This window comes from Pseudomonas sp. rhizo25 (genome assembly GCF_031931935.1).
Classification (GTDB): Bacteria; Pseudomonadota; Gammaproteobacteria; order Pseudomonadales; family Pseudomonadaceae; genus Aquipseudomonas; species Aquipseudomonas synxantha.
This window is the reverse complement of record NZ_JAUJXA010000002.1, coordinates 585,685-611,932: the sequence shown is the minus strand read 5'-3', so window position 1 is coordinate 611,932 and position 26,248 is coordinate 585,685. Positions and strand designations below refer to the sequence as shown.

20 protein-coding genes are annotated in these 26,248 nt (G+C 60.7%); 16 read left to right on the top strand and 4 right to left on the bottom strand.

Annotated features, from left to right (window positions below; translation table 11 throughout):
- Position 1 precedes the first annotated feature (1 nt).
- Together QZR30_RS06460 and QZR30_RS06455 are read left to right on the top strand one after the other, a co-directional pair.
- Positions 2 to 478 (top strand): thioesterase family protein, encoded by a 477-nt coding sequence (locus QZR30_RS06460; protein WP_311903068.1) that lies wholly within the window; start codon positions 2 to 4, stop codon positions 476 to 478.
- Positions 479 to 730: 252 nt separating this feature from the next.
- The gene (locus QZR30_RS06455; RefSeq protein ID WP_046069865.1) at positions 731 to 994 is read left to right on the top strand and encodes a hypothetical protein; all 264 of its coding nucleotides are present in this window, start codon (positions 731 to 733) and stop codon (positions 992 to 994) included.
- Between the two features lie 88 nt (positions 995 to 1,082).
- Here the strand turns inward: QZR30_RS06455 and QZR30_RS06450 are convergent, their stop codons facing one another.
- Together QZR30_RS06450 and QZR30_RS06445 are read right to left on the bottom strand one after the other, a co-directional pair.
- On the bottom strand, positions 1,083 to 2,186 hold the full coding sequence (locus QZR30_RS06450; protein WP_043046168.1) for a GlxA family transcriptional regulator: 1,104 nt from the start codon (positions 2,184 to 2,186) through the stop codon (positions 1,083 to 1,085).
- A 500-nt stretch (positions 2,187 to 2,686) separates the two neighbouring features.
- Complete coding sequence (locus tag QZR30_RS06445; protein WP_056846928.1) at positions 2,687 to 4,063, bottom strand: L-serine ammonia-lyase; 1,377 nt, start codon at positions 4,061 to 4,063, stop codon at positions 2,687 to 2,689.
- A gap of 415 nt (positions 4,064 to 4,478) precedes the next feature.
- Between QZR30_RS06445 and QZR30_RS06440 the strand changes: the two genes are divergently transcribed.
- The 3 genes from QZR30_RS06440 (at position 4,479) to choV (ending at position 7,513) form a co-directional block, all read left to right on the top strand.
- Positions 4,479 to 5,426, top strand: a complete 948-nt coding sequence (locus tag QZR30_RS06440) for a choline ABC transporter substrate-binding protein (RefSeq protein ID WP_046069867.1) — start codon at positions 4,479 to 4,481, stop codon at positions 5,424 to 5,426.
- A 66-nt stretch (positions 5,427 to 5,492) separates the two neighbouring features.
- Entirely contained in the window at positions 5,493 to 6,338 is an 846-nt protein-coding gene (choW, locus tag QZR30_RS06435) for a choline ABC transporter permease subunit (protein ID WP_046069868.1), read from the top strand.
- Positions 6,335 to 7,513 carry a choline ABC transporter ATP-binding protein gene (choV, locus tag QZR30_RS06430; protein WP_034116165.1) on the top strand — a complete coding sequence of 393 codons (1,179 nt, stop codon included), beginning with the start codon at positions 6,335 to 6,337 and terminating at the stop codon, positions 7,511 to 7,513. Before choW ends, choV begins: the two co-directional genes overlap by 4 nt.
- 169 nt (positions 7,514 to 7,682) lie before the next feature.
- Here choV and QZR30_RS06425 read toward each other — a convergent pair whose 3' ends face one another.
- Entirely contained in the window at positions 7,683 to 9,617 is a 1,935-nt protein-coding gene (locus QZR30_RS06425) for a BCCT family transporter (protein WP_233518734.1), read from the bottom strand.
- 388 nt (positions 9,618 to 10,005) lie between these two features.
- On the opposite strand from QZR30_RS06425, the gene betI reads away from it, so the two are divergent.
- The 10 genes from betI to yccS all read left to right on the top strand — a co-directional run bounded on the left by betI (position 10,006) and on the right by yccS (position 24,739).
- A complete protein-coding gene (gene betI, locus QZR30_RS06420; RefSeq protein ID WP_043046178.1) occupies positions 10,006 to 10,599 on the top strand; it encodes a transcriptional regulator BetI in 594 nt (197 codons plus the stop codon).
- Between the two features lie 110 nt (positions 10,600 to 10,709).
- Positions 10,710 to 12,182: a betaine-aldehyde dehydrogenase gene (gene betB / locus QZR30_RS06415; RefSeq protein WP_043046181.1), complete on the top strand. Its 1,473-nt coding sequence runs from the start codon at positions 10,710 to 10,712 to the stop codon at positions 12,180 to 12,182.
- 143 nt (positions 12,183 to 12,325) lie between these two features.
- On the top strand, positions 12,326 to 14,029 hold the full coding sequence (betA, locus tag QZR30_RS06410; RefSeq protein ID WP_046069870.1) for a choline dehydrogenase: 1,704 nt from the start codon (positions 12,326 to 12,328) through the stop codon (positions 14,027 to 14,029).
- A 206-nt stretch (positions 14,030 to 14,235) separates the two neighbouring features.
- The gene (locus tag QZR30_RS06405; RefSeq protein ID WP_311903067.1) at positions 14,236 to 15,678 is read left to right on the top strand and encodes a TldD/PmbA family protein; all 1,443 of its coding nucleotides are present in this window, start codon (positions 14,236 to 14,238) and stop codon (positions 15,676 to 15,678) included.
- Entirely contained in the window at positions 15,678 to 16,994 is a 1,317-nt protein-coding gene (locus tag QZR30_RS06400; protein WP_056846932.1) for a TldD/PmbA family protein, read from the top strand. Before QZR30_RS06405 ends, QZR30_RS06400 begins: the two co-directional genes overlap by 1 nt.
- Before the next feature lie 170 nt (positions 16,995 to 17,164).
- Positions 17,165 to 18,055: an alpha/beta fold hydrolase gene (locus QZR30_RS06395; RefSeq protein ID WP_311903066.1), complete on the top strand. Its 891-nt coding sequence runs from the start codon at positions 17,165 to 17,167 to the stop codon at positions 18,053 to 18,055.
- A 35-nt stretch (positions 18,056 to 18,090) separates the two neighbouring features.
- Positions 18,091 to 19,518 (top strand): multidrug transporter subunit MdtD, encoded by a 1,428-nt coding sequence (gene mdtD, locus QZR30_RS06390; protein WP_068965638.1) that lies wholly within the window; start codon positions 18,091 to 18,093, stop codon positions 19,516 to 19,518.
- A gap of 130 nt (positions 19,519 to 19,648) precedes the next feature.
- Entirely contained in the window at positions 19,649 to 20,986 is a 1,338-nt protein-coding gene (gene dbpA / locus QZR30_RS06385) for an ATP-dependent RNA helicase DbpA (RefSeq protein ID WP_235577295.1), read from the top strand.
- A gap of 159 nt (positions 20,987 to 21,145) precedes the next feature.
- Entirely contained in the window at positions 21,146 to 22,324 is a 1,179-nt protein-coding gene (locus tag QZR30_RS06380; protein ID WP_311903065.1) for an NAD(P)/FAD-dependent oxidoreductase, read from the top strand.
- Between the two features lie 231 nt (positions 22,325 to 22,555).
- On the top strand, positions 22,556 to 24,739 hold the full coding sequence (gene yccS, locus QZR30_RS06375) for a YccS family putative transporter (RefSeq protein WP_057014002.1): 2,184 nt from the start codon (positions 22,556 to 22,558) through the stop codon (positions 24,737 to 24,739).
- A gap of 22 nt (positions 24,740 to 24,761) precedes the next feature.
- On the opposite strand, the gene QZR30_RS06370 is transcribed toward yccS, so the two are convergent.
- Entirely contained in the window at positions 24,762 to 25,499 is a 738-nt protein-coding gene (locus tag QZR30_RS06370) for a substrate-binding periplasmic protein (RefSeq protein WP_046069877.1), read from the bottom strand.
- Between the two features lie 198 nt (positions 25,500 to 25,697).
- Here QZR30_RS06370 and QZR30_RS06365 point away from each other — a divergent pair, with 198 nt between their 5' ends.
- Complete coding sequence (locus QZR30_RS06365; RefSeq protein WP_046069878.1) at positions 25,698 to 26,150, top strand: GNAT family N-acetyltransferase; 453 nt, start codon at positions 25,698 to 25,700, stop codon at positions 26,148 to 26,150.
- Positions 26,151 to 26,248 lie beyond the last annotated feature (98 nt).

The window sequence follows — 26,248 nt, the reverse complement described above, 5'->3', positions numbered from 1 at the left end:
AATGCCCGCATTGACCACCTATACCACCCAAGTCCTTGCAGATTGGGTCGACTACAACGGCCACCTACGCGACGCGTTCTACCTGCTGATTTTCAGCTACGCCACCGACGCGCTGATGGACACCCTGGGCCTGGACAGCGACAACCGGGACGCCAGCGGCCACTCGCTGTTCACCCTGGAGCTGCACCTGAACTACCTGCACGAAGTGAAACTCGACGCCGAGGTGGAGGTGCGCACCCAACTGATCGCCCACGACGCCAAGCGCCTGCACCTCTACCACAGCCTGTATCGAGTGGGCGAAGACCGCGAGCTGGCAGGTAACGAACAGATGTTGCTGCACGTTGACCTCGCCGGCCCGCAGGCGACGCCGTTCACTGCGGCCACGCTGGAAAAACTCGCCGCCATCAGCACCGAACAGGCCGAGCTGCCAAAACCTGCACTCCTCGGCCGCGTCATCGGTTTGCCGGTCAAGAACTGAGCAAAAAAAGCCCCGGTCCAGCCGTGACTGGATCGGGGCAGAGTGCCTTGTGTGAGCCGTGCATCCCGAGGGTGACCAAACCGTCAAGCTGCGTGCCTGGGATTGAGTGTGCCGAATCCTTCTCAAGGTGAGTGACCCGAAAACGACCTGTTCATAGCCATCCGAGCCATTCGTTGATTCTGCCCTTGCCGACCGGCCGGGGCCCTACCAGAATCCAAGTCAGCTCCCGCTCCCTACACCAGGATGAACGTCATGATGCACGCGGATTTGATTGACCAGGATGACCTGCTGAGCCAACTACGCTCGCTGGGTTTTGAAGTGTCCAGCGGTACCACCGCCGAGCAGGCTTGCGAGTGTGCGGTGCGCGGTTTGAGCGAGGCGCGAGCCAAGGCGCTCAAGGGCATGGTTGAAAAGATGTACAGCGGCAGTGCGACGATTTTGCCGGCGGTAAGGCAGGCGATCGACAAGCAGTTGTTGCCGGCTTTGATGCAGTTCAAACAGAACTCAGGCGTCTGACAGATCGCTATCGGGGGCAAGCCCCCTCCCACCTTTGGAATGCATTCCCCTGTGGGAGGGGGCTTGCCCCCGATGCAGGCGACCCGGTTTAAAGCCTTACACTGGCAAACGTCGATTCATTCCTGGCCTGGCTCAACGCCGACATCGGCCCCGACAACGGTGATAGCACCAACGCCTGGGGAATCGGCATCATCGCCACCTGCTGGGTGGTATTGGAGCCGACGCGCTCATCCCGCGGCGGTATGCCGAAGTATTCGCGGTAGCACTTGGAGAAGTGCGGCGTGGAGACAAACCCGCACACCGACGCCACTTCGATGATCGACATCGGCGTTTGCTTGAGCAATTGCCGCGCGCGGATCAGGCGCAGCTTGAGGTAGTAGCGCGATGGCGAACAATGCAGGTATTTCTGGAACAGCCGCTCCAACTGTCGACGCGACACGGCGACATATACCGCCAGTTCATCCAGGTCGATCGGCTCTTCCAGGTTGGCTTCCATCAGCGCGACGATTTCCTGCAGCTTCGGCTGGTTGGTGCCGAGCATGTGCTTGAGTGGCACGCGCTGGTGATCCTGTTCGTTGCGGATGCGCTCGTACACAAACATCTCGGAGATAGCCGCCGACAATTCACGCCCGTGGTCGCGGCTGATCAGGTGCAGCATCATGTCCAGCGGCGCGGTGCCACCGGAGCTGGTGAAGCGGTTGCGGTCGAGGGTGAACAGGCGTGTGCTCATGGACACCCGCGGGAAGGCTTCCTGCATCGACGCCAGGCATTCCCAGTGCACACTGCAATCAAAACCGTCGAGCAAACCCGCGCAAGCCAGCGCCCAGCTGCCGGTACACACCGCGCCGAGACGTCGGGACTGGCGCGCCTGGCTTTGCAGCCACGACACATGTTCACGAGTGACGGTGCGTTGGATACCCACGCCGCCGCACACGATGACAATGTCCAGGGCCGGCGCTTTATGCATGGAGGCATCGGGGGTGATCTGCAGGCCATCGCTGGCCCATACCTGGTTGCCGTCGACGCTCAGGGTCGTCCAGCGATACAGCTCGCGCCCGGACAACTGGTTGGCCATGCGCAGCGGTTCCACTGCCGAAGCCAGAGAAATCAGCGTGAAATTGTCCAGCAGCAAAAAGCCGATGGATTGAGGCGCACGGTTCTGGGGTTGGGCCCCGGAGTTGAACGACGTCATCGCGGTATCTCCTCACACAAAGCGGGTGTTGGCCTCAGGCGAGGCTCTTGTTATGGCGGTCGTCCTCAGGAAGGCGACGCTTTGATAGAGCAAATGCCATGCCTAAATTGGATGGCTATTCAATAACTCCTGAAAACGACCTGTTGACGCGTCTATATAAGCTCGCGCCTGGAGTGCCCGGCAGGTCGCATAACGAGTGATGTTCAAGGGGTGTGAGCAGATCGGTAGCACTTGTGGGAAGGCGCTTTGCGAGCGTAGGAGAAGTCTGTCACCCAAAGCACATTGCTCCGGTGATCGTGTAGGAATAGTTCGGAAGCTACTTATCTATTTGCGACGCGCTAAAAGGTGGCGTTTTTGGCTCGGGTGTTCACTTTATGAGCAGTGTTGACCGGACCACCGCTATCGGGAGCAAGCCCCCTCCCACACTTGACCGAGTTCCAACATGAGAATGTGGTCAAAAATGTGGGAGGGGGCTTGCCCCCGATGCAGGCGACTCGGTCTCAACACTCGACAGCACTCACTGCCAACCCGCCCCGCGAAGTCTCTTTGTACTTGTCATGCATATCCGCGCCGGTATCGCGCATGGTGCGGATCACCCGGTCCAGCGAGATAAAGTGCTGGCCGTCGCCACGCAGGGCCATTTGCGCCGCGTTGATTGCCTTGACCGCCGCAATTGCATTGCGCTCGATGCACGGCACCTGCACCAGCCCACCCACCGGGTCGCAGGTCAGGCCGAGGTTGTGTTCCAGGCCAATTTCAGCAGCGTTGCACACCTGCTCCGGCGTGGCGCCAAGAATCTCGGCCAAGCCGGCCGCGGCCATGGCGCAGGCTGAACCGACCTCGCCCTGGCAGCCAACTTCAGCCCCGGAGATCGAGGCGTTCTTCTTGCACAGAATGCCCACCGCTGCGGCGCCGAGCATATAGTCGACCACGTTGGCTTCGGTGACTTCCTCACTGAATTTCATGAAGTAATGCAGCACCGCCGGAATGATCCCCGCCGCACCATTGGTCGGTGCCGTGACCATGCGCCCGCCGGCAGCGTTCTCTTCGTTGACCGCCAAGGCGAACAGGTTCACCCATTCCATGGCGCTCAAAGTCGAGCCGATAACATTGGGTTTGCCCAGTTCCTGCAAGCTGCGGTGCAACTTGGCCGCGCGGCGGCGCACGTTCAAGCCGCCGGGCAGGATGCCTTCGTGCTTGAGGCCCTGCTCCACGCAATCCTGCATGGCGCGCCAGAGCTTCATCAGGCCACTGCGGATTTCCTCTTCGGAGCGCCAGGTTTTTTCATTTGCCAGCATCAGCTCGGCGACGCGCAGGTTATGGGTCTTGCACAGCTGCAACAGCTCCACTGCGCTGGAGAAATCGTAGGGCAGTTCGGTGCGATCCATGTCCGCCACTCCGCTCTGGGCCTGGGCCTCATCCACCACAAACCCCCCGCCGACCGAATAGTAGGTATCACGGTGCAGTTCGCCATCATCGCCCCATACCACCAGGGTCATGGCATTGGGATGAAACGGCAGGTTTTCGTCGAGCAGGCGCATGTCCCGCGCCCATACGAAAGGCACCGGCAGGCGACCGTCGAGCAGCAGAGTGTCGGTTTCGCGCAGGGTGTGGATGCGCACGCCGATCTGTGATGGGTCGATTGCGTCGGGCCACTCGCCCATCAGGCCCATGATGGTTGCGGTGTCGCTGCCATGGCCGATGCCGGTGGCCGACAGCGAGCCGTAGAGCTGAACTTCGACGCGCCGCACCTGTTCCAACACGTCACGTTCACGCAACGCCTGGACGAACAACGCCGCGGCGCGCATGGGGCCGACGGTGTGAGAACTCGAAGGCCCGATGCCGATCTTGAACAGGTCGAAAACACTGATAGCCATTGCGGTAGAACTCCTCGATAAGCACGGCCAGGCTTGAACGAGGTGCTACGCTCAGATCGCCCAGATGGCGGCATCATCAAGCTTTTGTCGCCGCTCACGGCGTCTCACACCGACGCATCCATGCTCACCAGCGTCGCTCGCGTGCGAACGCCTGTTTCGGCCGTTTTTTGCGGTGCAGAGGGGTAAAAACAGCGGTTTCACCTTCGGAAAAACCTGTAAGCGACGTCATCGGTACTGGATGCGACCCTCCCTGTACTGGATACGACGCCCCCTGTAGGCGTCAGATTTTCACTGGTACATGATCAGTTCCGACTCGTTTGCAAGGCACCGTGCCAGAGCTGTTGTCGCACGCTCCAACCGCAACACTTATAAAGCGCGGCAAATGCCGCCAGAAAAAACACAGGAGTCTAGCCTTATGAAAGCTTCACCCTCGTTGTTGTTGGCCGCCATGTTGAGTCTGCCAGCCCTGGCAAACGCTGCAGAACCGGAACAGTGCAAGACCGTCAACTTCTCCGATGTCGGCTGGACCGACATCACCGTCACTACCGCGACCACCAGCGAAATCCTCAAGGGCCTGGGCTACAAGCCGCGCACCACGATGATTTCGGTACCAGTGACCTACAAGTCCCTGGCCGACGGCAAGAACATGGATATCTTCCTCGGCAACTGGATGCCGACCATGGAAAACGACATCAAGCAGTATCGTGATGCCGGCACCGTGGAAACCGTACGCGCCAACCTGGAGAACGCCAAGTACACCCTGGCGGTGCCCGAGGCGCTGTACGACAAAGGCCTGAAAGACTTCGCCGACATTGCCAAATTCAAGGACGAGCTGGGCGGCAAGATCTACGGGATCGAGCCGGGTAACGACGGCAACCGCACTATCCAGACCCTTATCGACAAAGACGCCTTCGGTCTCAAGACCGCAGGGTTCAAAGTGGTCGAGTCCAGCGAAGCCGGCATGCTCTCCCAGGTCGAACGCGCCTCCAAGCGCAACCAGGCCATCGTGTTCCTCGGCTGGGAACCGCACCCGATGAACACCCGCTTCAAGATGAAGTACCTGACCGGAGGGGACGACTCGTTCGGCCCCAACTACGGCCAGGCCACCATCTACACCAATACCCGCAAGGGCTACACCCAGGAATGCAGCAACGTCGGCCAGTTGCTGAAGAACCTGGTGTTCACCCTGAACATGGAAAGCACGCTGATGGGCAATGTGCTGGACGACAAAATGAAGCCCGACGCCGCCGCCAAGGCGTGGCTGAAAAAGAACCCCCAAGTGCTCGACACCTGGCTTGCAGGCGTCAACACCGTCGATGGCAAACCAGGGCTGGAGGCCGTCAAAGCCTACCTGGACAAGTAACCACTATCCCGGGCCGTTAAGCCGGTCCGGGATGTTTCCCCCCTTCGCATGTGGACATTCACTACCATGCTGACTGAACAGAAAATCCCACTAGGCCAGTACATCGCTGCCTTCGTCGAATGGTTGACCCAGAACGGTGCCAACTACTTCGATGCAATCGCATCGACACTGGAAACGATGATCCACGGCGTGACGTTTGCGCTGACCTGGTTCAATCCGCTGGCATTGATCGGTCTGATTGCGCTGCTGGCTCACTTTATCCAACGTAAATGGGGCCTGACGGTCTTCGTCATCGCCTCCTTCCTGCTGATCCTGAACCTTGGGTACTGGCAGGAAACCATGGAAACCCTCGCCCAGGTGCTGTTCGCCACCCTGGTCTGCGTGGTCATCGGTGTGCCGCTGGGCATTGTTGCCGCGCACAAGCCGATGTTCTACACCATGATGCGGCCGGTACTCGATCTGATGCAGACCGTACCGACCTTCGTCTACCTCATCCCTACCCTGACCCTCTTCGGGCTGGGTGTGGTGCCTGGGCTGATTTCCACGGTGGTGTTCGCGATTGCCGCGCCGATCCGCCTGACCTACCTGGGTATCCGCGATGTACCGCAAGAGCTGATGGACGCCGGCAAGGCCTTTGGCTGCTCGCGCCGCCAGCTGCTCTCGCGTATTGAACTGCCCCACGCCATGCCGAGCATCGCCGCCGGCATTACCCAATGCATCATGCTGTCGTTGTCGATGGTGGTAATTGCCGCACTGGTGGGTGCCGACGGCCTCGGCAAGCCGGTGGTCAATGCACTCAACACAGCCGATATCGCCCTGGGCTTTGAAGCGGGCCTGGCCATCGTGCTGCTCGCCATCATGCTCGACCGTATCTGCAAACAACCCGACGCTAAAGTAGGGGGTGATGCATGAGCATTATCCGATTCGACAAAGTCGACGTGATCTTCTCCAAAGACCCACGCGAGGCGCTCAAGCTGCTGGACCAGGGCATGAGCCGTAACGAAATCCTGAAAAAGACCGGGCAGATTGTCGGTGTCGAAAACGCCAGCCTGGATATCGAGAAAGGCGAGATCTGTGTGCTGATGGGCCTGTCGGGCTCCGGCAAGTCGAGCCTGCTGCGCTGCATCAACGGCCTCAACACCGTGAGCCGTGGCCAACTGTTTGTGGAGCATGAGGGACGCCAGATCGACATCGCCTCCTGCACCCCGGCCGAGCTGAAAATGATGCGCACCAAGCGCATCGCCATGGTGTTCCAGAAGTTCGCCCTGATGCCCTGGCTGACGGTGCGCGAGAACATCAGCTTCGGCCTGGAAATGCAGGGTCGCCCGGAAAAAGAACGACGCACCCTGGTGGATGAAAAGCTCGAACTGGTGGGCTTGAGCCAATGGCGCAACAAGAAGCCCGATGAGCTGTCCGGCGGCATGCAGCAGCGTGTCGGCCTGGCCCGCGCGTTGGCGATGGACGCCGATATCCTGCTGATGGACGAACCCTTCTCGGCCCTCGACCCACTGATTCGCCAGGGTCTGCAAGATGAACTGCTGGAACTGCAACGCAAGCTGAGCAAGACCATTGTGTTCGTCAGCCACGACCTCGATGAAGCGCTCAAGCTCGGCAGCCGGATCGCGATCATGAAAGACGGCAAGATCATCCAGTACAGCGTGCCGGAAGAAATCGTGCTGAACCCGGCGGACGACTATGTGCGCACCTTCGTCGCCCACACCAACCCGCTGAACGTACTGTGCGGGCGCAGCCTGATGCGCACGCTGGATAACTGCACGCGGGTCAATGGTTCGGTGTGCCTGGATCCGGGCGGCGATTCATGGCTGGACCTGGCTGAAGGCAACACCATTCAGGGCGCACGCCAGAACGGCGTGGTGATGAATTTGCAGAACTGGGCGCCAGGGCAAGCGGTGGAAGGTCTGGGCCGGGTGCCGACGCTGGTGGACTCCAACATCGGTATGCGCGATGCGTTACAGATTCGCTACCAGACGGGGAACAAGCTGGTGTTGCATGACAACAACAAGGTGGTGGGGATCCTGGGCGACAGTGAGCTCTATCACGCCCTCCTGGGCAAAAACCTGGGCTGACAAACACTGCAAAACAACTGAAGAAACTGGGTCAATGTAGGAGGGGGCTTGCCCCCGATAGCGGTGTATCAGTAACAGATGTACTGACTGACACACTGCAATCGGGGGCAAGCCCCCTCCCACATTTGGACCCAGTGGTGTCAGCAAGGACACCACTGGCTTTCAACTATCAGCTATAGACCCGGCCAAGGAGCTGCCGATGGCTTTCGAACTGATCGAGCACATCCCGGGTAATCTGTTCCTGGGTGAAGCCCATCAGGTCATATTCCTGCGGCCCATTATGCAGGTACACCTCGGCACGGTAGTAACGGGTGCGTTCTTCTTCAGGCAGGTCAGCCGGCGCCGCCGAGTAACCATCCAGGCTCACCTCGTAGACAAACGGGTTGCCCTCTTGCATCTCGATACGCACGCCGATGCAGCGCTTGGATTTGCCCAGCAAGGTCTGCACCTCCAAGCCTTGCTCACGCAGCGCAACCGCCGCTTCTTCCAGCGCCGGCGTTACGTGCTTGTCCATAAAGCGCTGCACGGTGGCCTGGCTCGGTTGCAGGTCCAGGGCGGTCAAGCGCTCGCTGAAACCACGGCGGCCACGCTCAGCCAGTTGCGCCTGTTCCAGTTCTGTCGCCACATCCTGGCGCATGGCCTTGTGCAAACCGAACATAAACAGGATCAGCACCACCGAAAACGGCAGCCCCGCCAGCACGACCATGGTTTGCATGGCTTCGAAGTTACCGGCAAACAGCAGGCCGATGGTCACCAGGGTGATCACCACCGACCAGAAGATCCGCAACCAGTGCGGCGCATCTTCATCCACATTGCCGCCTTTGCAGGACAGGTTGGCCATCATCACCGCGCCGGAATCCGCCGGGGTCAGGAACAGTACAAAGCCTACGAAGATCGATACGCCGATGACGACTTTCGACGCCGGGTAATGCTCAAGCAGTTGGTAGATGGCCATGGACGGTTGTTCCAGCGCCGTCTTGCCCAACTCCACGGCACCATGGTTCAACACCAGGTCCAGCGCCGAGTTACCGAAGATCGACAGCCATGCCAGAGTAAAGCCCAGCGGGATCAGCAAGACGCCGGCCACCAGCTCACGCACGGTACGACCACGGGAAATACGTGCGATGAACATGCCCACGAATGGCGCCCAGGAAATCCACCAGGCCCAGTAGAACAGGGTCCACAGGCCCATCCAGCGTTCGGTCTTGGCACCGTCGCCTTCATACACATAGAGGTCGAAGGTTTTCAGGATGATACCGTTGAGGTAATCGCCGGTGTTCTGCACCAAGCCGTTGAGCAGGTGCAGGGTCGGGCCGAACAGCAGCACGAAGATCAGCAAGCCGCTGAACAGCACGATGTTCAGGTTGGACAGACGGCGAATGCCGTTTTCCACACCCGACACAGCGGCGATGGTCGCCACGGTGCTCATCACGATGATCACGATCAACAGGTTGGTATTGCTGTGCTCCATGCCGAACAGGTTTTCCAGCCCCGAGGACACCTGCATCGAGCCGATCCCCAGGTTGGTCACCAGGCCCAGCAGGGTCACGAACATACCAAAACCGTCTACCGCGTGGCCCGCCGCGCCCTTCACCCAACGCTCGCCCACCAGTGGGTACAGCGCCGAACGCAAGGCCAGCGGCTGATTGTGACGGTAGGCAAAGTACGCTACGGCCAGGCCGACCAGTGCATAGATCGCCCAGCCGTGCAGGCCCCAGTGCAGGAAGGTCAGTTGCAGCGCCTGGCGGGCCGCACCATTACTGGCCGCAGCGCCCTCGGGCGGGTTGAAGTAATGATCCAACGGCTCGGACGCACCGAAATACAACAGCGAAATACCGATGCCCGACGAGAACAACATGCCCGCCCAGGCGCCGTAACTGAAGTCCGGGGTGTCGTCTTTACTACCCAGTTTCAATTTTCCGTAGGACGAAAACGCCAGGCCGACCACAAACACCAGGTAGGCGGCGATGACCACCATGTAGTACCAGCCAAAGCTTTTGGAAAGCCAGGCCTGGGCGACGCCGAGCATGCGCCCGGCCTCCTGCGGGGCGATGATCAGGATGGCGGTCAATAACAGAATCAGCGCGGTGGAGGTGTAGAACACCCAACCGTTGACCCGGACCTGTTCCGGCGGGGTCTTTATAAGAGAGGCAGAACTCATGGCGCAGATGCTCCAGGCAGTGCGAGAGAGAAACACAAGGCAGCGGTTATCCCGGGACATCGATTTTTCGGCAGTCGACGGACGGGTGTTATAAAGACACCCCGAAAATTCTTGAGCCGCCGAGGCGGTGATCAGGCTCTGATATGGCCTGTTTCAAGGGTTTTGCAGGTGTCAGCGGTTGCGGCCAGCAGGTAGGAAACATCTGTAGGTAGCGACCATTTGTCGCAGATCTTATTCTTTGTTGATTGAACGTTCAATCAAAACAAAATAGACTGGCCCTCAAGCCGACGGACGTTCTTCGCCCATCGGCAGGCCTAAGGAGAGGTGCTACATGCCCAAGGTCGGTATGCAACCCATACGCCGCCAGCAGTTGATCGAAGCCACATTGACGGCCATCGATCAGGTCGGGATGGGAGATGCCAGCATTGCGCTGATTGCGCGTCTGGCCGGCGTCTCGAACGGCATCATCAGTCACTACTTTCAGGACAAGAACGGCCTGATCGCAGCGACCATGCGTTATCTGATGAATGCGCTGATCGAGAACGTCCAGGAACGCCGGCGCGCCTTGAAGGATGACAGCCCACGGGCCCACCTTCAGGTGATCATCGAAGGCAACTTCGACGCCAGCCAGGTCAACGGCCCGGCAATGAAAACCTGGCTGGCCTTCTGGGCCACCAGCATGCATCACCCGTCATTGCACAGGTTGCAGCGGATCAACGATCACCGCCTGTATTCCAACCTGTGCTGCCAGTTCCGCCGTGCGATGCCGTTGTCCGAGGCTCGCAGCGCAGCCCGCGGCCTGGCGGCGTTGATCGACGGTTTATGGTTGCGCGGCGCTCTGTCGGGAGACGCTTTCGACACGGAGCAGGCGCAACGGATCGCTTACGAATACATGGATTTCCAATTGGCCAAGCAGGTGAGTTAGAGCCCTTATAAACGCTCAACCCCTGAACGTCCGCCGCTCAGTGTTGCCACAACCCCATGGCCCACTGTTCGGCGGGTAACGCCAACCACTTATGCACTTGCGAGGACTTTATGGCCCGTTTCGACCTGCAAAAACTCTACATTGACGGCGGCTACAGCGACGCTGGCAGCGATGCCACCTTCGAAGCCATCAACCCGGCTAACGGTGAAGTTCTCGCCCAAGTGCAACGCGCCACGAAAGAAGACGTCGAGCGTGCCGTAGTCAGCGCTGAAAAAGGCCAGAAGGTCTGGGCTGCCATGACCGCCATGGAGCGTTCGCGCATCCTGCGTCGTGCTGTCGACATCCTGCGCGAGCGCAACGATGAGCTGGCCGCCCTGGAAACCCTGGACACCGGTAAAGCCTTCTCCGAAACCAAGTATGTCGACATCGTCACCGGCGCCGACGTGCTGGAATACTACGCCGGCCTGGTGCCCGCCATCGAAGGCGAGCAGATCCCGCTGCGCGATACCTCGTTCGTCTACACCCGCCGCGAGCCCCTGGGCGTGGTCGCCGGTATCGGCGCATGGAACTACCCGATCCAGATCGCCCTGTGGAAATCCGCCCCGGCCCTGGCCGCCGGTAACGCGATGATCTTCAAGCCAAGCGAAGTCACTTCGCTGACCACCCTGAAACTGGCCGAGATCTACACCGAAGCTGGCGTTCCAGCAGGCGTGTTCAATGTCTTGACCGGCAGCGGTCGTGAAGTCGGCACCTGGCTGACCGAGCACCCGCGCATCGAGAAAGTCTCGTTCACCGGCGGCACCGACACGGGCAAGAAGGTCATGGCCAGCGCTTCGAGCTCCTCGCTCAAGGAAGTGACCATGGAACTGGGCGGCAAGTCGCCGCTGATCGTGTTCGAAGATGCCGACCTGGATCGCGCCGCCGACATCGCGATGATGGCCAACTTCTACAGCTCCGGCCAGGTCTGCACCAACGGCACCCGTGTGTTCGTGCCTAAGCACCTGCAGGCTGCGTTTGAAGCCAAGATCCTTGAACGCGTTGCGCGCATCCGTGTGGGTGACCCGCAGGACGACAACACCAACTTCGGCCCGCTGGTCAGCTTCGCCCACATGGAAAGCGTGCTGGGCTATATCGCCAAAGGTAAGGAAGAAGGCGCCCGCCTGCTGTGCGGCGGCGATCGCCTGACCGACGGCGACTTCGCCAAGGGCGCCTTCGTGGCCCCGACCGTGTTCACCGACTGCACCGACGAGATGACCATCGTCCGTGAAGAAATCTTCGGCCCGGTGATGAGCATCCTCACCTATGAAACTGAAGAAGAAGTGATCCGCCGCGCCAACGACACCGACTTCGGCCTGGCTGCGGGCCTTGTGACCAAGGACCTGAACCGCGCCCACCGCGTGATTCATCAACTGGAAGCGGGTATCTGCTGGATCAACGCCTGGGGCGAGTCCGACGCCAAGATGCCGGTCGGTGGCTACAAGCAATCCGGTGTGGGCCGTGAGAACGGCATCAGCTCGCTGAACAACTTCACCCGCATCAAATCGGTACAGGTTGAGCTGGGCGACTACGCCTCGGTGTTCTAACACCCGAGCCTTGTATTGCCTATAAGGCCGCCATCGGGGGCAAGCCCCCTCCCACCTTTGACTGTGTGAACCCGATCAAATGTGGGAGGGGGCTCGCCCCCGATGAGGCCTGACCTGACTAGACTTCAAAGAGGGTGCATCCAATGTCCCAAGAATACGATTACATCATTGTGGGTGCCGGCTCCGCCGGTAACACCCTGGCGACCCGTCTGACCGAAGACGAAGGCGTCACCGTTTTGCTGCTGGAGGCCGGTGGCCCCGACTACCGCCTCGACTTCCGGACCCAGATGCCAGCTGCCCTGGCCTTCCCGCTGCAGGGCCGCCGCTACAACTGGGCCTACGAAACCGATCCAGAGCCACACATGGACGGTCGTCGGATGGAATGCGGCCGCGGCAAGGGCCTGGGTGGTTCGTCGCTGATCAACGGCATGTGCTACATCCGTGGCAACGCCATGGACTACGACAACTGGGCGAAGCTGCCGGGCCTGGAAGACTGGACCTACCTCGACTGCCTGCCGTATTTCCGCAAGGCCGAAACCCGTGACATCGGGCCCAACGATTACCACGGTGGCGAAGGCCCGGTCAGCGTGACCACGCCGAAAGCGGGCAACAACCCGCTGTTCCACGCCATGGTCGAAGCCGGCGTACAAGCCGGCTACCCGCGTACCGAAGACTTGAACGGTTACCAGCAAGAAGGCTTCGGCCCGATGGACCGTACCGTCACGCCGAACGGCCGTCGCGCCAGCACCGCACGCGGTTACCTGGACACGGCTAAAAAGCGTTCGACCCTGACCATCGTCACCCACGCCCTCACCGACAAAGTGTTGTTCGAAGGCAAGCGAGCCGTAGGCGTGCGCTACCTGATCGGTGCCGCCGAAGAGCGCGTCGAAGCTCGTGCGCGTAAAGAAGTGCTGGTGTGCAGCGGCGCAATCGCTTCGCCGCAACTGCTGCAACGCTCCGGCGTCGGCCCGGCCAAACTGCTGGAAAGCCTCGACATCCCGGTGGTCCACGACCTGCCAGGCGTCGGCGAAAACCTGCAGGACCACCTTGAGCTGTACCTGCAATATGCGTGCACCCAGCCGGTGTCGCTGTACCCATCATTGCTCTGGTACAACCAGCCTGCGATTGGTGCCGAGTGGCTGTTCAACGGCACTGGCATTGGCGCCAGCAACCAGTTCGAAGCCGGCGGTTTTATCCGTTCGCGTCCGGAATTCGAATGGCCGAACATCCAGTACCACTTCCTGCCGGTCGCGATTAACTACAACGGCAGCAACGGTGTGAAAGAGCACGGTTTCCAGGCACACATGGGCTCCATGCGTTCGCCAAGCCGTGGCCGCGTGCAACTGAAGTCGAAGAACCCACGGGACTACCCGAGCATCCTCTTCAACTACATGGCCACCGAGCAGGACTGGCAGGAGTTTCGCGATGGCATCCGCCTGACCCGTGAAATCATGCAGCAGCCGGCACTGGATCAATACCGTGGCCGCGAAATCAGCCCGGGTATTGAAGTGCAAACCGATGAGCAGCTCGACAAGTTCATCCGCGAGCACGCCGAAACCGCGTTCCACCCGTCCTGCTCGTGCAAGATGGGCACCGACGAGATGGCCGTAGTGGATGGCGAAGGCCGCGTGCATGGCATGCAGGGTCTGCGTGTAGTCGATGCGTCGATCATGCCGATCATCACCACCGGTAACCTGAACGCGCCGACGATCATGATCGCCGAAAAAATCGCCGACAAGATCCGTGGCCGCAAGCCACTGCCGCGCAGCACCGCCGACTACTACGTGGCAGGCGATGCGCCGGTGCGTGGCAAGCCGATGCGTGAAGTAGGCCCTACTGCGCAGTAACTGATACACCGCGGCGCCTGGTATCGCAGGCAAGCCAGCTCCCACATTTGACTGTGTTCACAAATCAAAATGTGGGAGCGGGCTTGCCCGCGATGAGGCCCGACCCGACACCGCAAGCCCCCCGCCTACACTTTCCTTGATCAGCTCTGCGCCCCGGCCTACTCTGTTGGCCTGCCGCGCGCCGAGCCGCCCACAAGGAAGGCCCCATGTTCGAACACCACGCCACCCTCAAACAGCACTTCAGTGCCCTGCGCACCCGTGCCGAATTCTTCTCCCTGCGCTACGTACGCGAATCCGGTCAGTACCTGTCGGTACGCAAGAACGTCGCCGAACCACCACATCTGAGCCACGATGAAGGCGCCATGCTTACCGTGCGTCTCAATGGTGTGGAAGCCTATGCCGCGACCAACGACATTTCCCTTGCCGGCCTGCAAGCGGCCCTTGAGCGCGCCGAACAGCAAGCCCGGCTGATCCAGCCCCACGCCCTGCTCGACCTGCACCAGCAGCCGGTTTCCAATGAAGTCGCCGACTACCTGTCTCCGGACCTTGATCAGCCCTTCCCGTCCCTGAGCGACTGCTACCAATTGCTCGGCGATGAATCTGCCGCCGTGCCCAAGGATGAACGCCTGGTGACTTGGGAAGTCAGCCTGGGCACCACCCATGTTGAGCAGATCTACCTCAACAGCGCCGGCGCGCAATTGCGCCAGGCTCAGCGCTTCGTCTTTCCTGGCCTGAGTGTCACCGCCTTCGACGGCAACGACAGCCAGACCCGCACCCTGGGCGGTACCAACTTCGGCCAGCAAGGCAGTGCCGGTGTGATCCAGCGCTTTGGCCTGGTTGGCGCTGCCAGCCAGGTGGCCGACGAAGCCCTGCAATTGCTGCTCGCACCGAACACGCCCCACGGCCCACGTGACCTGCTATTGATGCCCGACCAGATGATCCTGCAGATCCACGAATCCATCGGCCACCCGCTGGAGCTGGACCGTATCCTCGGGGACGAGCGCAATTACGCCGGCACCAGCTTTGTGAAGGCCAGCGACTTCGGCCATCTGCAATACGGCTCACCTTTGCTCAACGTGACCTTCGACCCGGACATCCCCGAACAACTGGCCAGCTACAGCCACGACGACGACGGCAGCCGCGCCAGCAAGCAATTCCTGATCCGCGACGGCCTGCTGCTCAAGCCCTTGGGCGGTGCGCTGTCGCAATTTCGCGCCAACCTGCCAGGCGTCGCCAACAGCCGCGCCTGCGGCTGGAACCGCCCACCCATCGACCGCATGGCCAACCTGAATATCGAGGCCGGCGATAAAAGCCTCGCGCAACTGGTGGGCGGCATCGAACACGGCATCCTCATGTCGACCAACCGTTCGTGGTCCATCGACGATGCGCGCAACAAGTTCCAGTTCGGCTGCGAGTGGGGCCAGTTGATCGAAAACGGCGAACTCAAGGGCGTGGTGAAGAACTCCAACTACCGGGCGATTTCCGCACAATTCTGGCGCAAGCTCAGTGCCGTCGGCGATGCCAGCACTTTCAAGGTATTGGGCACGCCGAACTGTGGCAAAGGCGAGCCCAACCAGGTGATCCGCGTTGGCCATGCATCGCCGGCCTGCGTGTTCAGTAACGTCGACGTATTTGGGGGAGATGCCTGATGGATAACTTCAAGGCATTGGTGGACTGGCTCAAGCAAGCCATCACCGACAAGGAACAATTTCACCTCGGCTACGCGGATGAGTCGTCCGAATTCGTGCGTTTCAATCACGCCAAGGTACGCCAGGCCGGACAGGTGCAACAGGCCAGCCTCAACCTCAAGCTGATCGACGATGGTCGCCATGCGGACCTTGGCATCACCTTGTCCGGCGAGGCGGAACTGGACCGCCAGCGGCTCGCCGATGGCCTGGAACAACTACGCCAGACCCTGCCGCTGCTGCCCCAGGATCCGTACCTGCTGCTCAACCACAACGCCTGGCAAAGCCACAACGAACAATTGCGACCGCTGCCGGACATGGCGCAAGTGCTGCAAGACATCAGCCTGGCTGCCGAAGGCGTAGACCTGGTCGGCTTCTACGCAGCCGGGCCCATCAGCCGTGGGTTCGCCAGCTCCGAGGGTGCATTCGGCTGGCATCGGGCCAATAGCTTCAACTTCGATTTCAGCCTGTTCCACGCTAATGGTGAAGCGGTAAAAGCCAGCTACGCCGGGCACACCTGGAACAGCGCCGAATTCACCGCCCGCTTGCAGCAAGCGCGCGAGCAGCTGGCGTTTCTCGGTCGCCCGCTGCACAACCTGGCGCCCGGCCAGTACCGGGCCTACCTCGCCCCGGCAGCGCTGGAAGAAATCATCAGTATCATCACCTGGGGAGGGTTTTCCGCCCAGGCCATCGCCAGCAAGAGCAGTTCATTGCAGCGCCTGTATGCCGCTGAGCAGTCGCTGAGCCCGCTGGTGACAATCGATGAGCAGATCAGCGGCTCCCTGAGCCAGGCGTTTTCCACAGAGGGCTACCCGCGCGAGGACGTCACCCTGATCGGCGCCGGCAAGGCGCTAGGCCAACTGGTGAATTCGCGCAGCGCCGCCGAATACGGCTTGAGCGCCAACGGCGCGAGCAGCGATGAATCGCCCAGCGCCCTGCAGATGGCGCCAGGCAGCCTGGCCCAGGCCGATATCCTCAAGCAGTTGGGCACCGGCCTGTATATCAGCAACCTGTGGTACCTGAATTATTCCGACCTGCCGGCGGCACGCCTGACCGGCATGACGCGCTTCGCCACGTTCTGGGTGGAAGACGGCGAGATCAAGGCGCCGGTCAGCACCATGCGTTTTGATGACAGCGTCTTCCAGTTGCTCGGTTCGCAATTGGAAGCGCTGACCGCTGATCGGGAGCTGCTGCTGTCGGCCAGTACCTACAGCCAGCGCAATACGGCCTCCAGCCTTCTGCCTGGCGCCTTGGTAAAACGCCTGACGCTGACCTTGTAAGCACCGGCTCCCTATGGGAGCGGGCTTGCTCGCTCCCACATTGGACTGCATCTCTCCTGTGCGGCCTGTTGTCGCCTGCAAAAAACCTCGATATAACGGTTAGTGGCCACCCGCCACCCCACCCACGAGAGCACGACCTTGCCTGGGAAAGGGCAAGCTGGAGCGTTGACATGAACCATGGAAGTTTTGTCATTGAAAAGCTGGTCAAGCACTACAACGTTCATGTTGAGCAACTAGGAAAGAATCCTGGAAAGAAAACCGTACTGATGGTCAACGGCGCGCTCTCCACCACCCGCTCCTTTGCCCGTACCAGCAAATGCCTTGCCGAGCATTTCAATGTGCTGCTGTTCGACCTGCCCTTCTCAGGCTATTCACGCGAACACAACACCGACCTCGACCTGGTCAACAAGGATGACGAAGTACAAATCCTGCGCGCCCTGGTGGAACGCTTCCAGGTCAACCATCTGGTGTCGGCCTCGTGGGGCGGCATCTCCACGCTGCTGACCTTGGCGCACAACCCGCCCTCCATCGAAAGCTCGGTGGTGATGGCCCTGGCGCCCAACCTCAACCAGGCCATGCTCGAATACGTGGAGCGCGTGCGCGTGTTGATCGAGGCCGATGACAAGTCTGCGGTCGGTCACCTGCTCAACGAAACGGTCGGCAAATATCTGTCTCCCCGCCTCAAGCGCAACAATCACCGGCACCTGTCGAGCATGGCCACCACTGAGTACCGCCAGGCGCGCTTTCATATCCACCAGGTACTGGACTTGGGCGATGGCAACTACTTGCCCACACTCCAGCAGATTAAAACCCCAGTGCACTTTCTCAACGGCACACTGGATGAATACACTCCGGCCACGGACGCCCAATTGTTCAAACAGTATGTAGGCCGCAGCAGCTTCGCCGTCGCCGCACACACTGGCCATCTACTGGACCTGGAGTCCTGCGAGGCGGCATTGGCAGTGCACCGCGCGTTGTTGGATTTTCTAGTGGGCGAGCATGCAGCGTTATCGGACTTAGATGAACCGCCAGTGGGAAAAAACTTAAGGGTTAGCGCATAATCGCCAACACATAGCCTGCTAATCAAAGGGTCTCCATGCCGAATCGCGCCCCTCTCGATGCCAAGACCGCCCGCTGGCTACCCTGGGTGGTAGCGATTGCCTTCTTCATGCAGTCGCTGGATGGGACGATCCTCAACACTGCGCTGCCGGCCATGGCCCGGGACCTGGCGGAAAACCCGTTGCGCATGCAGGGGGTGGTGATCGCCTACATGCTTACCGTCGCCTTGCTGATTCCTGCGTCGGGCTGGATAGCCGACCGCTTCGGCACCAAGAAAATCTTCTTTGGCGCGATCATGCTGTTCAGCATCGGCTCGCTGCTGTGTGCATTGTCCAGCAGCCTGACCATGCTGGTGGGCGCACGGGTGATCCAAGGCTTGGGCGGTGCGCTGATGCTGCCGGTAGGGCGCTTGGTAGTACTGCGGGCTTATCCGCGCTCCGAGCTGGTACGCATCATGGGCTTCATTACCATCCCCGGCCTTCTCGGCCCATTGCTGGGCCCGACCATGGGCGGCTGGATGGTGCAATACCTGACCTGGCACTGGATCTTCCTGATCAACCTGCCGGTGGGCATGATCGGTTGCTACGCCGTGTGGAAGTTCATCCCCGACCTGCGCGGCAGCGAGCGCACGCGCTTCGACGGCCTGGGTTTCCTGCTGTTCGGCGCAGCCATGGTGTTGATCACCATCGCCATGGAGGGCCTGGGCGAACTGCACCTGCCGCACCTGCGGGTGATGTTGCTGCTGTTCGGTGGGCTGGCGTGCCTGGCGGCGTACTGGTTGCGCGCCGGGCATATCGATAGCCCGTTGTTCTCCCCGATACTGTTCAAGACCCGCACCTTTGCCGTGGGCATTCTCGGTAACCTGTTTGCGCGGCTGGGCAGCGGCGCATTGCCGTTCCTGGTGCCGCTGCTATTGCAGGTGGCGCTGGGCTACTCGCCGTCGGAAGCCGGGATGAGCATGCTGCCGCTGGCGGCGGCGGCGATGTTTGCCAAGTCCGTGGCCAGGCCGCTGATCGAGCGCCTCGGCTACCGCGTCGTGCTGACCGGCAACACCTTGGCCCTGGGCCTCATGCTGGCGAGCATGGGCCTGGTCGGCGAGCACACGCCCTACCCGCTGCTGTTAGCCATGCTGGCGGTCCTGGGGGCGATCAACTCCCTGCAATTCACGGCAATGAACACCGTGACCTTGATCGACCTCGACGACGCCCAGGCCAGCAGTGGCAACAGCTTGCTGTCGGTGGTGGCGCAATTGTCCCTGAGCCTGGGCGTGGCCTGCGCCGGTGCATTGCTCGGCGGCTTTACCGCCGAGGCGGGCAACGACGGGGTGGAAAGCGTGCTCGGGGCCTTCCAGCTGACCTTCCTCACCGTGGGTATCATGGCGATGCTGGCGGCGGCGATCTTCCTGCAATTGTCGCCAAAAGACGGCAAACGAGTGGTCAGCCGCGAGCACGATATCGAGCACTGACGGGCTTCTCGTCTAGAACTTGCAGGGAAAATCCCACGGGGCTGGTACACTACGCGACATTTTGTTTTGCAGAGCCAGTCCCGTGACTACCATCGCCACCGCTTTTAATACTTTGCCCCTGTCCGCCGCCATGCTGGCTAACCTCGACTCGCTGGGGTATGTCGAGATGACGCAGATCCAGGCGCAAAGCTTGCCGGTGATCCTCAAGGGGCTGGACCTGATTGCCCAGGCCAAGACCGGCAGCGGCAAGACCGCCGCCTTCGGCATCGGCCTGTTGAACCCGATCAACCCACGCTACTTCGGTTGCCAGGCACTGGTGATGTGCCCGACCCGTGAGCTGGCCGACCAGGTCGCCAAGGAAATCCGTCGCCTGGCCCGTGCCGAAGACAATATCAAGGTGCTGACCCTGTGCGGCGGCGTGTCCCTCGGCCCGCAGATCGCTTCCCTGGAGCACGGTGCCCACGTGATCGTCGGCACCCCGGGCCGTATCCAGCAGCACCTGCGCAAAGGTTCGCTGGTACTGGATGGCTTGAACACCCTGATCCTCGACGAAGCCGACCGCATGCTCGACATGGGTTTCTACGACGCCATCGAAGACATCATCAGCAAGACCCCGCCACGCCGCCAGACCCTGTTGTTCTCGGCCACCTACCCGGTGAGCATCAAGCAACTGGCGTCCAAGTTCATGCGCGCGCCCCAGCAAGTGAAAGCCGAAGCGTTCCACTCCGATGACCAGATCGAGCAGCGCTTCTACGAGATCTCCCCGGAAGAACGCATGGATGCGGTGACCAAGGTCCTGGCGCACTTCCGCCCGGCTTCCTGCGTGGCGTTCTGCTTCACCAAGCAGCAAGTGCAGGAAACTGTCGACCACCTGACAGCCAAAGGCATTTCCGCCGTCGGCCTGCACGGCGACCTGGAACAACGCGACCGTGACCAGGTACTGGCCATGTTCGCCAACCGCAGCACCTCCGTACTGGTCGCCACAGACGTCGCCGCCCGTGGCCTGGACATCGACTCGCTGGACATGGTGATCAACGTCGAACTGGCCCGCGACTCGGAAATTCACATCCACCGCGTCGGCCGCACCGGTCGTGCCGGAGAGACCGGTATCGCCATCAGCCTGGTGGCGCCGTCCGAAGCGCACCGCGCCCAGGCCATCGAGCAACTGCAGAAGTCGCCACTGAACTGGGACCAACTGGACAACCTCAAGCCGCAAAGCGGTGGCCCGCTGCTGCCGCAGATGAGCACCCTGTGCATCGCCGCCGGGCGCAAGGACAAGGTCCGCCCAGGCGACATTCTGGGTGCATTGACCGGTGAAGCCGGCATTCCGGGCGCCCAGGTCGGCAAGATCGCAATCTTTGATTTCCAGGCATTCGTGGCCGTGGAACGCGGGATCGCCAAGCAGGCGTTGCAGCGTTTGAATAATGGCAAGATCAAGGGCCGATCGTTGCGCGTGCGGATCTTGTAAATATCTCGCATACCAATGGAGATTCAAATGTGGGAGGGGGCTTGCTCCCGATAGCGGAGTCTCAGTCAATATAGATGTGACTGAACCACCGCCATCGGGAGCAAGCCCCCTCCCACATTTGACTGTATTTCAATTCAGAATTTGTATGAGGACACCGTTTTGCGCTCGACCGAAGTTGTGATCATTGGCGCCGGCGCCGCAGGCTTGATGTGCGCACTGACCGCCGCCGGGCGTGGGCGCAAAGTGATGCTGATCGACCACGCCAACAAGGCCGGCAAGAAGATCCTGATGTCCGGTGGTGGCCGCTGCAACTTCACCAATATGTACACCGAGCCTGCCAACTTCCTCTCGCATAACGCGCACTTCTGCAAGTCGGCCCTGGCGCGCTACACCCAGTGGGATTTCATTGGGCTGGTGGCCAAGCACGGCGTGCCGTACCACGAGAAAAAACTCGGCCAACTGTTCTGCGACAACAAGTCCAGCGACATCCTCGGCATGTTGCTCGATGAGTGCATCCAGACCGGCGTGAGCCTGCACCTGGACACCTCCATCGAGGCAATCGCCAAACTCGAAAGCGGTTATCAGTTGCAGACGACTCTGGGCGAGTTGCGCTGCGAGTCGTTGGTCATTGCTACCGGCGGCTTGTCGATCCCGACACTGGGCGCCACCGGTTTCGGTTACCAAGTGGCCAGGCAATTCGGCCATGAACTGTTGCCGACCCGCGCCGGGCTGGTGCCGTTCACCATCACCGACCAGCTCAAGCCATTGTGCAGCGAGTTATCCGGCACTTCAGTGGATTGCCTGGTGAGCTGTAACGGCCAGAGCTTTCGCGAGAACATCCTGTTCACCCATCGCGGCCTGAGCGGGCCGGCGATTTTGCAGATCTCTTCCTACTGGGAATCGGGCGACACGGTGGAAATCAATCTGTTGCCCGATCATGACGCCCATGACTGGCTGCAACAGCAACAGGCCGAGCATCCCAACAGCGAGTTAAAGACCCTGCTGGGGGAGATTTTCACCAAGAAGATGGCCAACCTGCTGGCCCAAAGCTGGTTCGAATCCAAACCGATGAAGCAGTACACCCACGCTGAAATTGCCGATATCGCGCAAAAGCTTGGGAGCTGGCAACTCGTACCGGCCGGCACCGAGGGCTATCGCACTGCTGAGGTAACCTTAGGTGGAGTGGATACGCGGGAGGTGTCGTCCAAGACCATGGAGTCACTGAAAAGCCCTGGCCTGTACTTCATCGGCGAAGTGCTGGATGTGACCGGTCACTTGGGCGGGTTCAACTTCCAGTGGGCCTGGGCTTCGGGCTACGCAGCCGCGCAATATGCCTAACGCAACACAGTAAAATGTGGGAGGGGGCTTGCCCCCGATGGCGGTGTATCAGTCACCTGATGAGCTGGCTGACACAATGCTATCGGGGGCAAGTCGAATCGTCGCACCGCCCCTCCCACATTGGTTTTGTGGTGATCTTGAAAAATTTGCTGTTGGATGTGATCACCACCCTTGCCGTGGCGTCCTTGATAGCTCAATTTAGCGACACTGTCCCGGAAGACTCCAGACTTCATGTCATCGACCTCGTTCAAGCAGTCCATGCGGCGCCTGTGGGCGCTGGATAAATTCAGCTACAGCGTACGGGTGTTCATCGCCCTCACCGGCAGCATGGCGCTGTGTTGGTACCAGGATGAAATGACGCTGCTGATCCCGCTGTTCCTGGGGATTATCGCCAGCGCCCTGGCCGAGACCGATGACAGTTGGCAAGGCCGTCTCAACGCCCTGGCGGTGACGCTGGTGTGTTTCAGCATCGCTGCACTGTCGGTGGAGTTGCTGTTCCCCTACCCGTGGATCTTTGCCATTGCCCTGGCCCTGGCCAGTTTCTGCCTGACCATGCTTGGCGCGTTGGGTGAGCGCTATGGCGCGATTGCCTCGGCCACCTTGATCCTGTCGGTCTACACCATGATCGGCGTTGACCAGCGTGGCGGCGCCGTCACCGACTTCTGGCATGAACCGTTGCTGCTGGTGGCCGGCGCCGCCTGGTACGGGGTGCTGTCGGTGCTGTGGCAGGTACTGTTTTCCAACCAGCCGGTGCAGCAAAGCCTGGCGCGATTGTTCCGTGAGCTGGGGCGTTACCTCAAGCTCAAGTCATCCTTATTCGAACCGATACGCCAGCTGGATGTGGAAGCACGCCGCCTCGAACTGGCCCAGCAAAATGGCCGGGTGGTCGCGGCATTGAATGCGGCCAAGGAAATCATCCTGCACCGCGTCGGCAACGGTCGGCCGGGCTCGAAGGTCAGCCGCTACCTGAAACTCTACTTCCTGGCCCAGGACATCCACGAGCGCGCCAGTTCCTCCCACTACCCCTACAACGCCCTCACCGAAGCCTTCTTCCACAGCGATGTGCTGTTCCGCTGCCAGCGCCTGCTGCGCCAGCAAGGCAAGGCGTGCCAGACCCTGGCCGAGTCGATCCAACTGCGCCAGCCATTCATCTATGACGACAGCTTCGCCGAAGCCCTGGGCGACCTCAACGCCTCCCTGGAACACCTGCGCATCCAGAGCAACCCGGCCTGGCGTGGCCTGTTGCGCTCGTTGCGCGCCTTGGCGGCCAACCTGTCCACCCTCGACCGCCTGCTGGGCGATGCCAGCAACCCCGACGCCCTGGCCGACGCCACCGACAGCAACCTGCTGGACCGCGCCCCGCGCAACCTCAAGGAAATGTGGACGCGCCTGCGCACCCAACTGACCCCCACCTCGCTGCTGTTTCGCCATGCCCTGCGCCTGTCCCTGGCGCTGACCATCGGCTACGGCACCCTACATGCGATCCACGCGTCCCAGGGTTACTGGATCATCCTCACCACCCTGTTTGTCTGCCAGCCCAGCTACGGTGCTACGCGGCGCAAGCTCGGCCAGCGCATCATCGGTACCGCCATCGGCCTCACCGTGGCCTGGGCGCTATTCGACCTGTTTCCCAACCCCGTGGTGCAATCAATGTTCGCCATCGCCGCGGGCCTGGTGTTCTTTATCAACCGCACCACGCGCTACACCCTGGCCACGGCGGCGATCACCCTGATGGTACTGTTCTGCTTCAACCAGGTGGGCGATGGCTACGGGCTGTTCCTGCCGCGGCTGTTCGATACCTTGCTCGGCAGCCTGATCGCGGGGCTGGCGGTATTCCTGTTCCTGCCGGACTGGCAAGGCCGGCGCCTGAACAAAGTGCTGGCCAATACCCTGACCTGCAACAGCATCTACTTGCGCCAGATCATGCAGCAATACGCCGCCGGCAAACGCGACGACCTGGCCTACCGCCTGGCCCGCCGCAACGCCCACAACGCCGATGCCGCACTGTCCACCACCCTGGCGAATATGCTGATGGAGCCGGGACATTTCCGTAAGGAAGCCGATGTGGGCTTTCGCTTCCTGGTGCTGTCCCACACCCTGCTCAGCTATTTGTCAGGGCTGGGTGCGCACCGCGAAACCCAACTGCCGGCCGATGTGCGCGAGCATTTGATCGACGGCGCCGGGCACGCCCTGGCATTGAGCATCGATGAAATCGCCAGTGGGCTGGCGAATAAACAACCGATTGCGATTCAGAGTGATGCCGAAGAAGCGTTGGCGGCAGAGCTGGAGCAAATGCCCGATGAGATCGACGAAGGGCAACGGTTGGTGCAGACGCAGTTGGCGTTGATTTGCCGGCAGTTGGGGCCGTTGCGTACCTTGGCTGCGCATTTGATCAAAGATACCAGCGCGGCTTAGGCCGCTAACGGGAGCAAGAACGCTACATCCCATGCGCCTTCATCAACCGCGCATAACTGCCATCAGCCTTCATCCTGGCAATCTCCCGGTCAAAACCGGCGACGATCTGCGCATGCTCGGGGTTCTTCAGGCTGACCAGGATGTGCAGGCTGTTCTCGCTCAATGGCTTGCCCACAAACACCACGGCATCGCGCACCCGCGGCGACTCCCGCGCCAGGTAATAGCGCGCTACGTATTCATCCTCCAGCGTCAGTCTCACACGCTGCGCCGCCAGCATGCGCACGGCCATGGCGAAGTTGTGCACTGGCACTTTCTGCAACTGGGTGTCTTGATCGAATGCCGCCGAGTAGGCATAACCGCGCACCACGGCGATGGCCTCGTCGTGCAGTGCGTCCAGGCTGTGATATTCGATGGCATCGTCGCTACGCTTGAGAAAGCGCACACGGTTAAGCAAGTACTCGCCGGAAAACTGCCCCAGGTGCGTGCGGTCCTCGTTATACCAGGCGTTGATCAGCACGTCGTAGCGCCCATCCCCCACGCCCTTCAATGCGCGCGCCCAGGGCACCTGTTCAAAATCACTGGCGTACCCTGCGCGGGCCAGGGCCGTACGGACGATATCAGTAGCCAGGCCGCCATTGACCAAGGTGGCATCAGTAAACGGTGGCCAACCATCCGCCACCAGGCGCAAACGTTGTGCCAGCGCCGGTTGCGCCAGCAGCAGCACTGCGATCAAAGCAACGGCACGAGTCAATCGCGGCATGCTTAAAGTCCTTGGCGGGCAGGCGATGGCCTGATAACAGTAGCTCATCAATGAGCTTGCATTGCAGATTACACAAAGAAGCCCGCGGCGCATGCACAGAATGATGGCAAATTGACGCCATTCACAAAATGGCCGATTTTAGACAGCAGCGCCCGTCGCGCTTACTATCCCTGGCAGGTCTTTATAAGAGCGCACATCATGACGGTTGATTGGGTCTGCAAACATCACGACGACTTGGGCAAGGAACAGCTGTACGCCATCTTGCGCCTGCGCAGCGAGGTCTTCGTCGTCGAACAAAAATGCGTCTACCAGGACATAGATAGCCAGGACCTGGCAGGGGATACTCATCACCTCATGGCCTGGCAAAATGATGAGCTGGTGGCCTACCTGCGGTTACTCGACCCGGAGTCCCAGGGCGGCGATGTGGTGATTGGCCGCGTTATCGTAGCAAAGGTGGCACGGGGCAGCGGGCTGGGGCATCAAATGATGGAAGAGGCGCTCAAGCGCGTTGAGGATATCTGGCCGCAAACACCGGTTTACCTGTCGGCGCAGGCACATTTGCAGGGGTATTACGCGCGGTATGGATTTGTGGTGGCGGGCGAGGAATACCTGGAAGACGATATTCCACATATCGGTATGCGGCGGGCTTGAGGGCCTCATCGGGGGCAAGCCCCCTCCCACCTTTGAATGTATTCACAGATCAAATGTGGGAGGGAGCTTGCCCCCGATGGCGCCAGACCAGCCCCCCC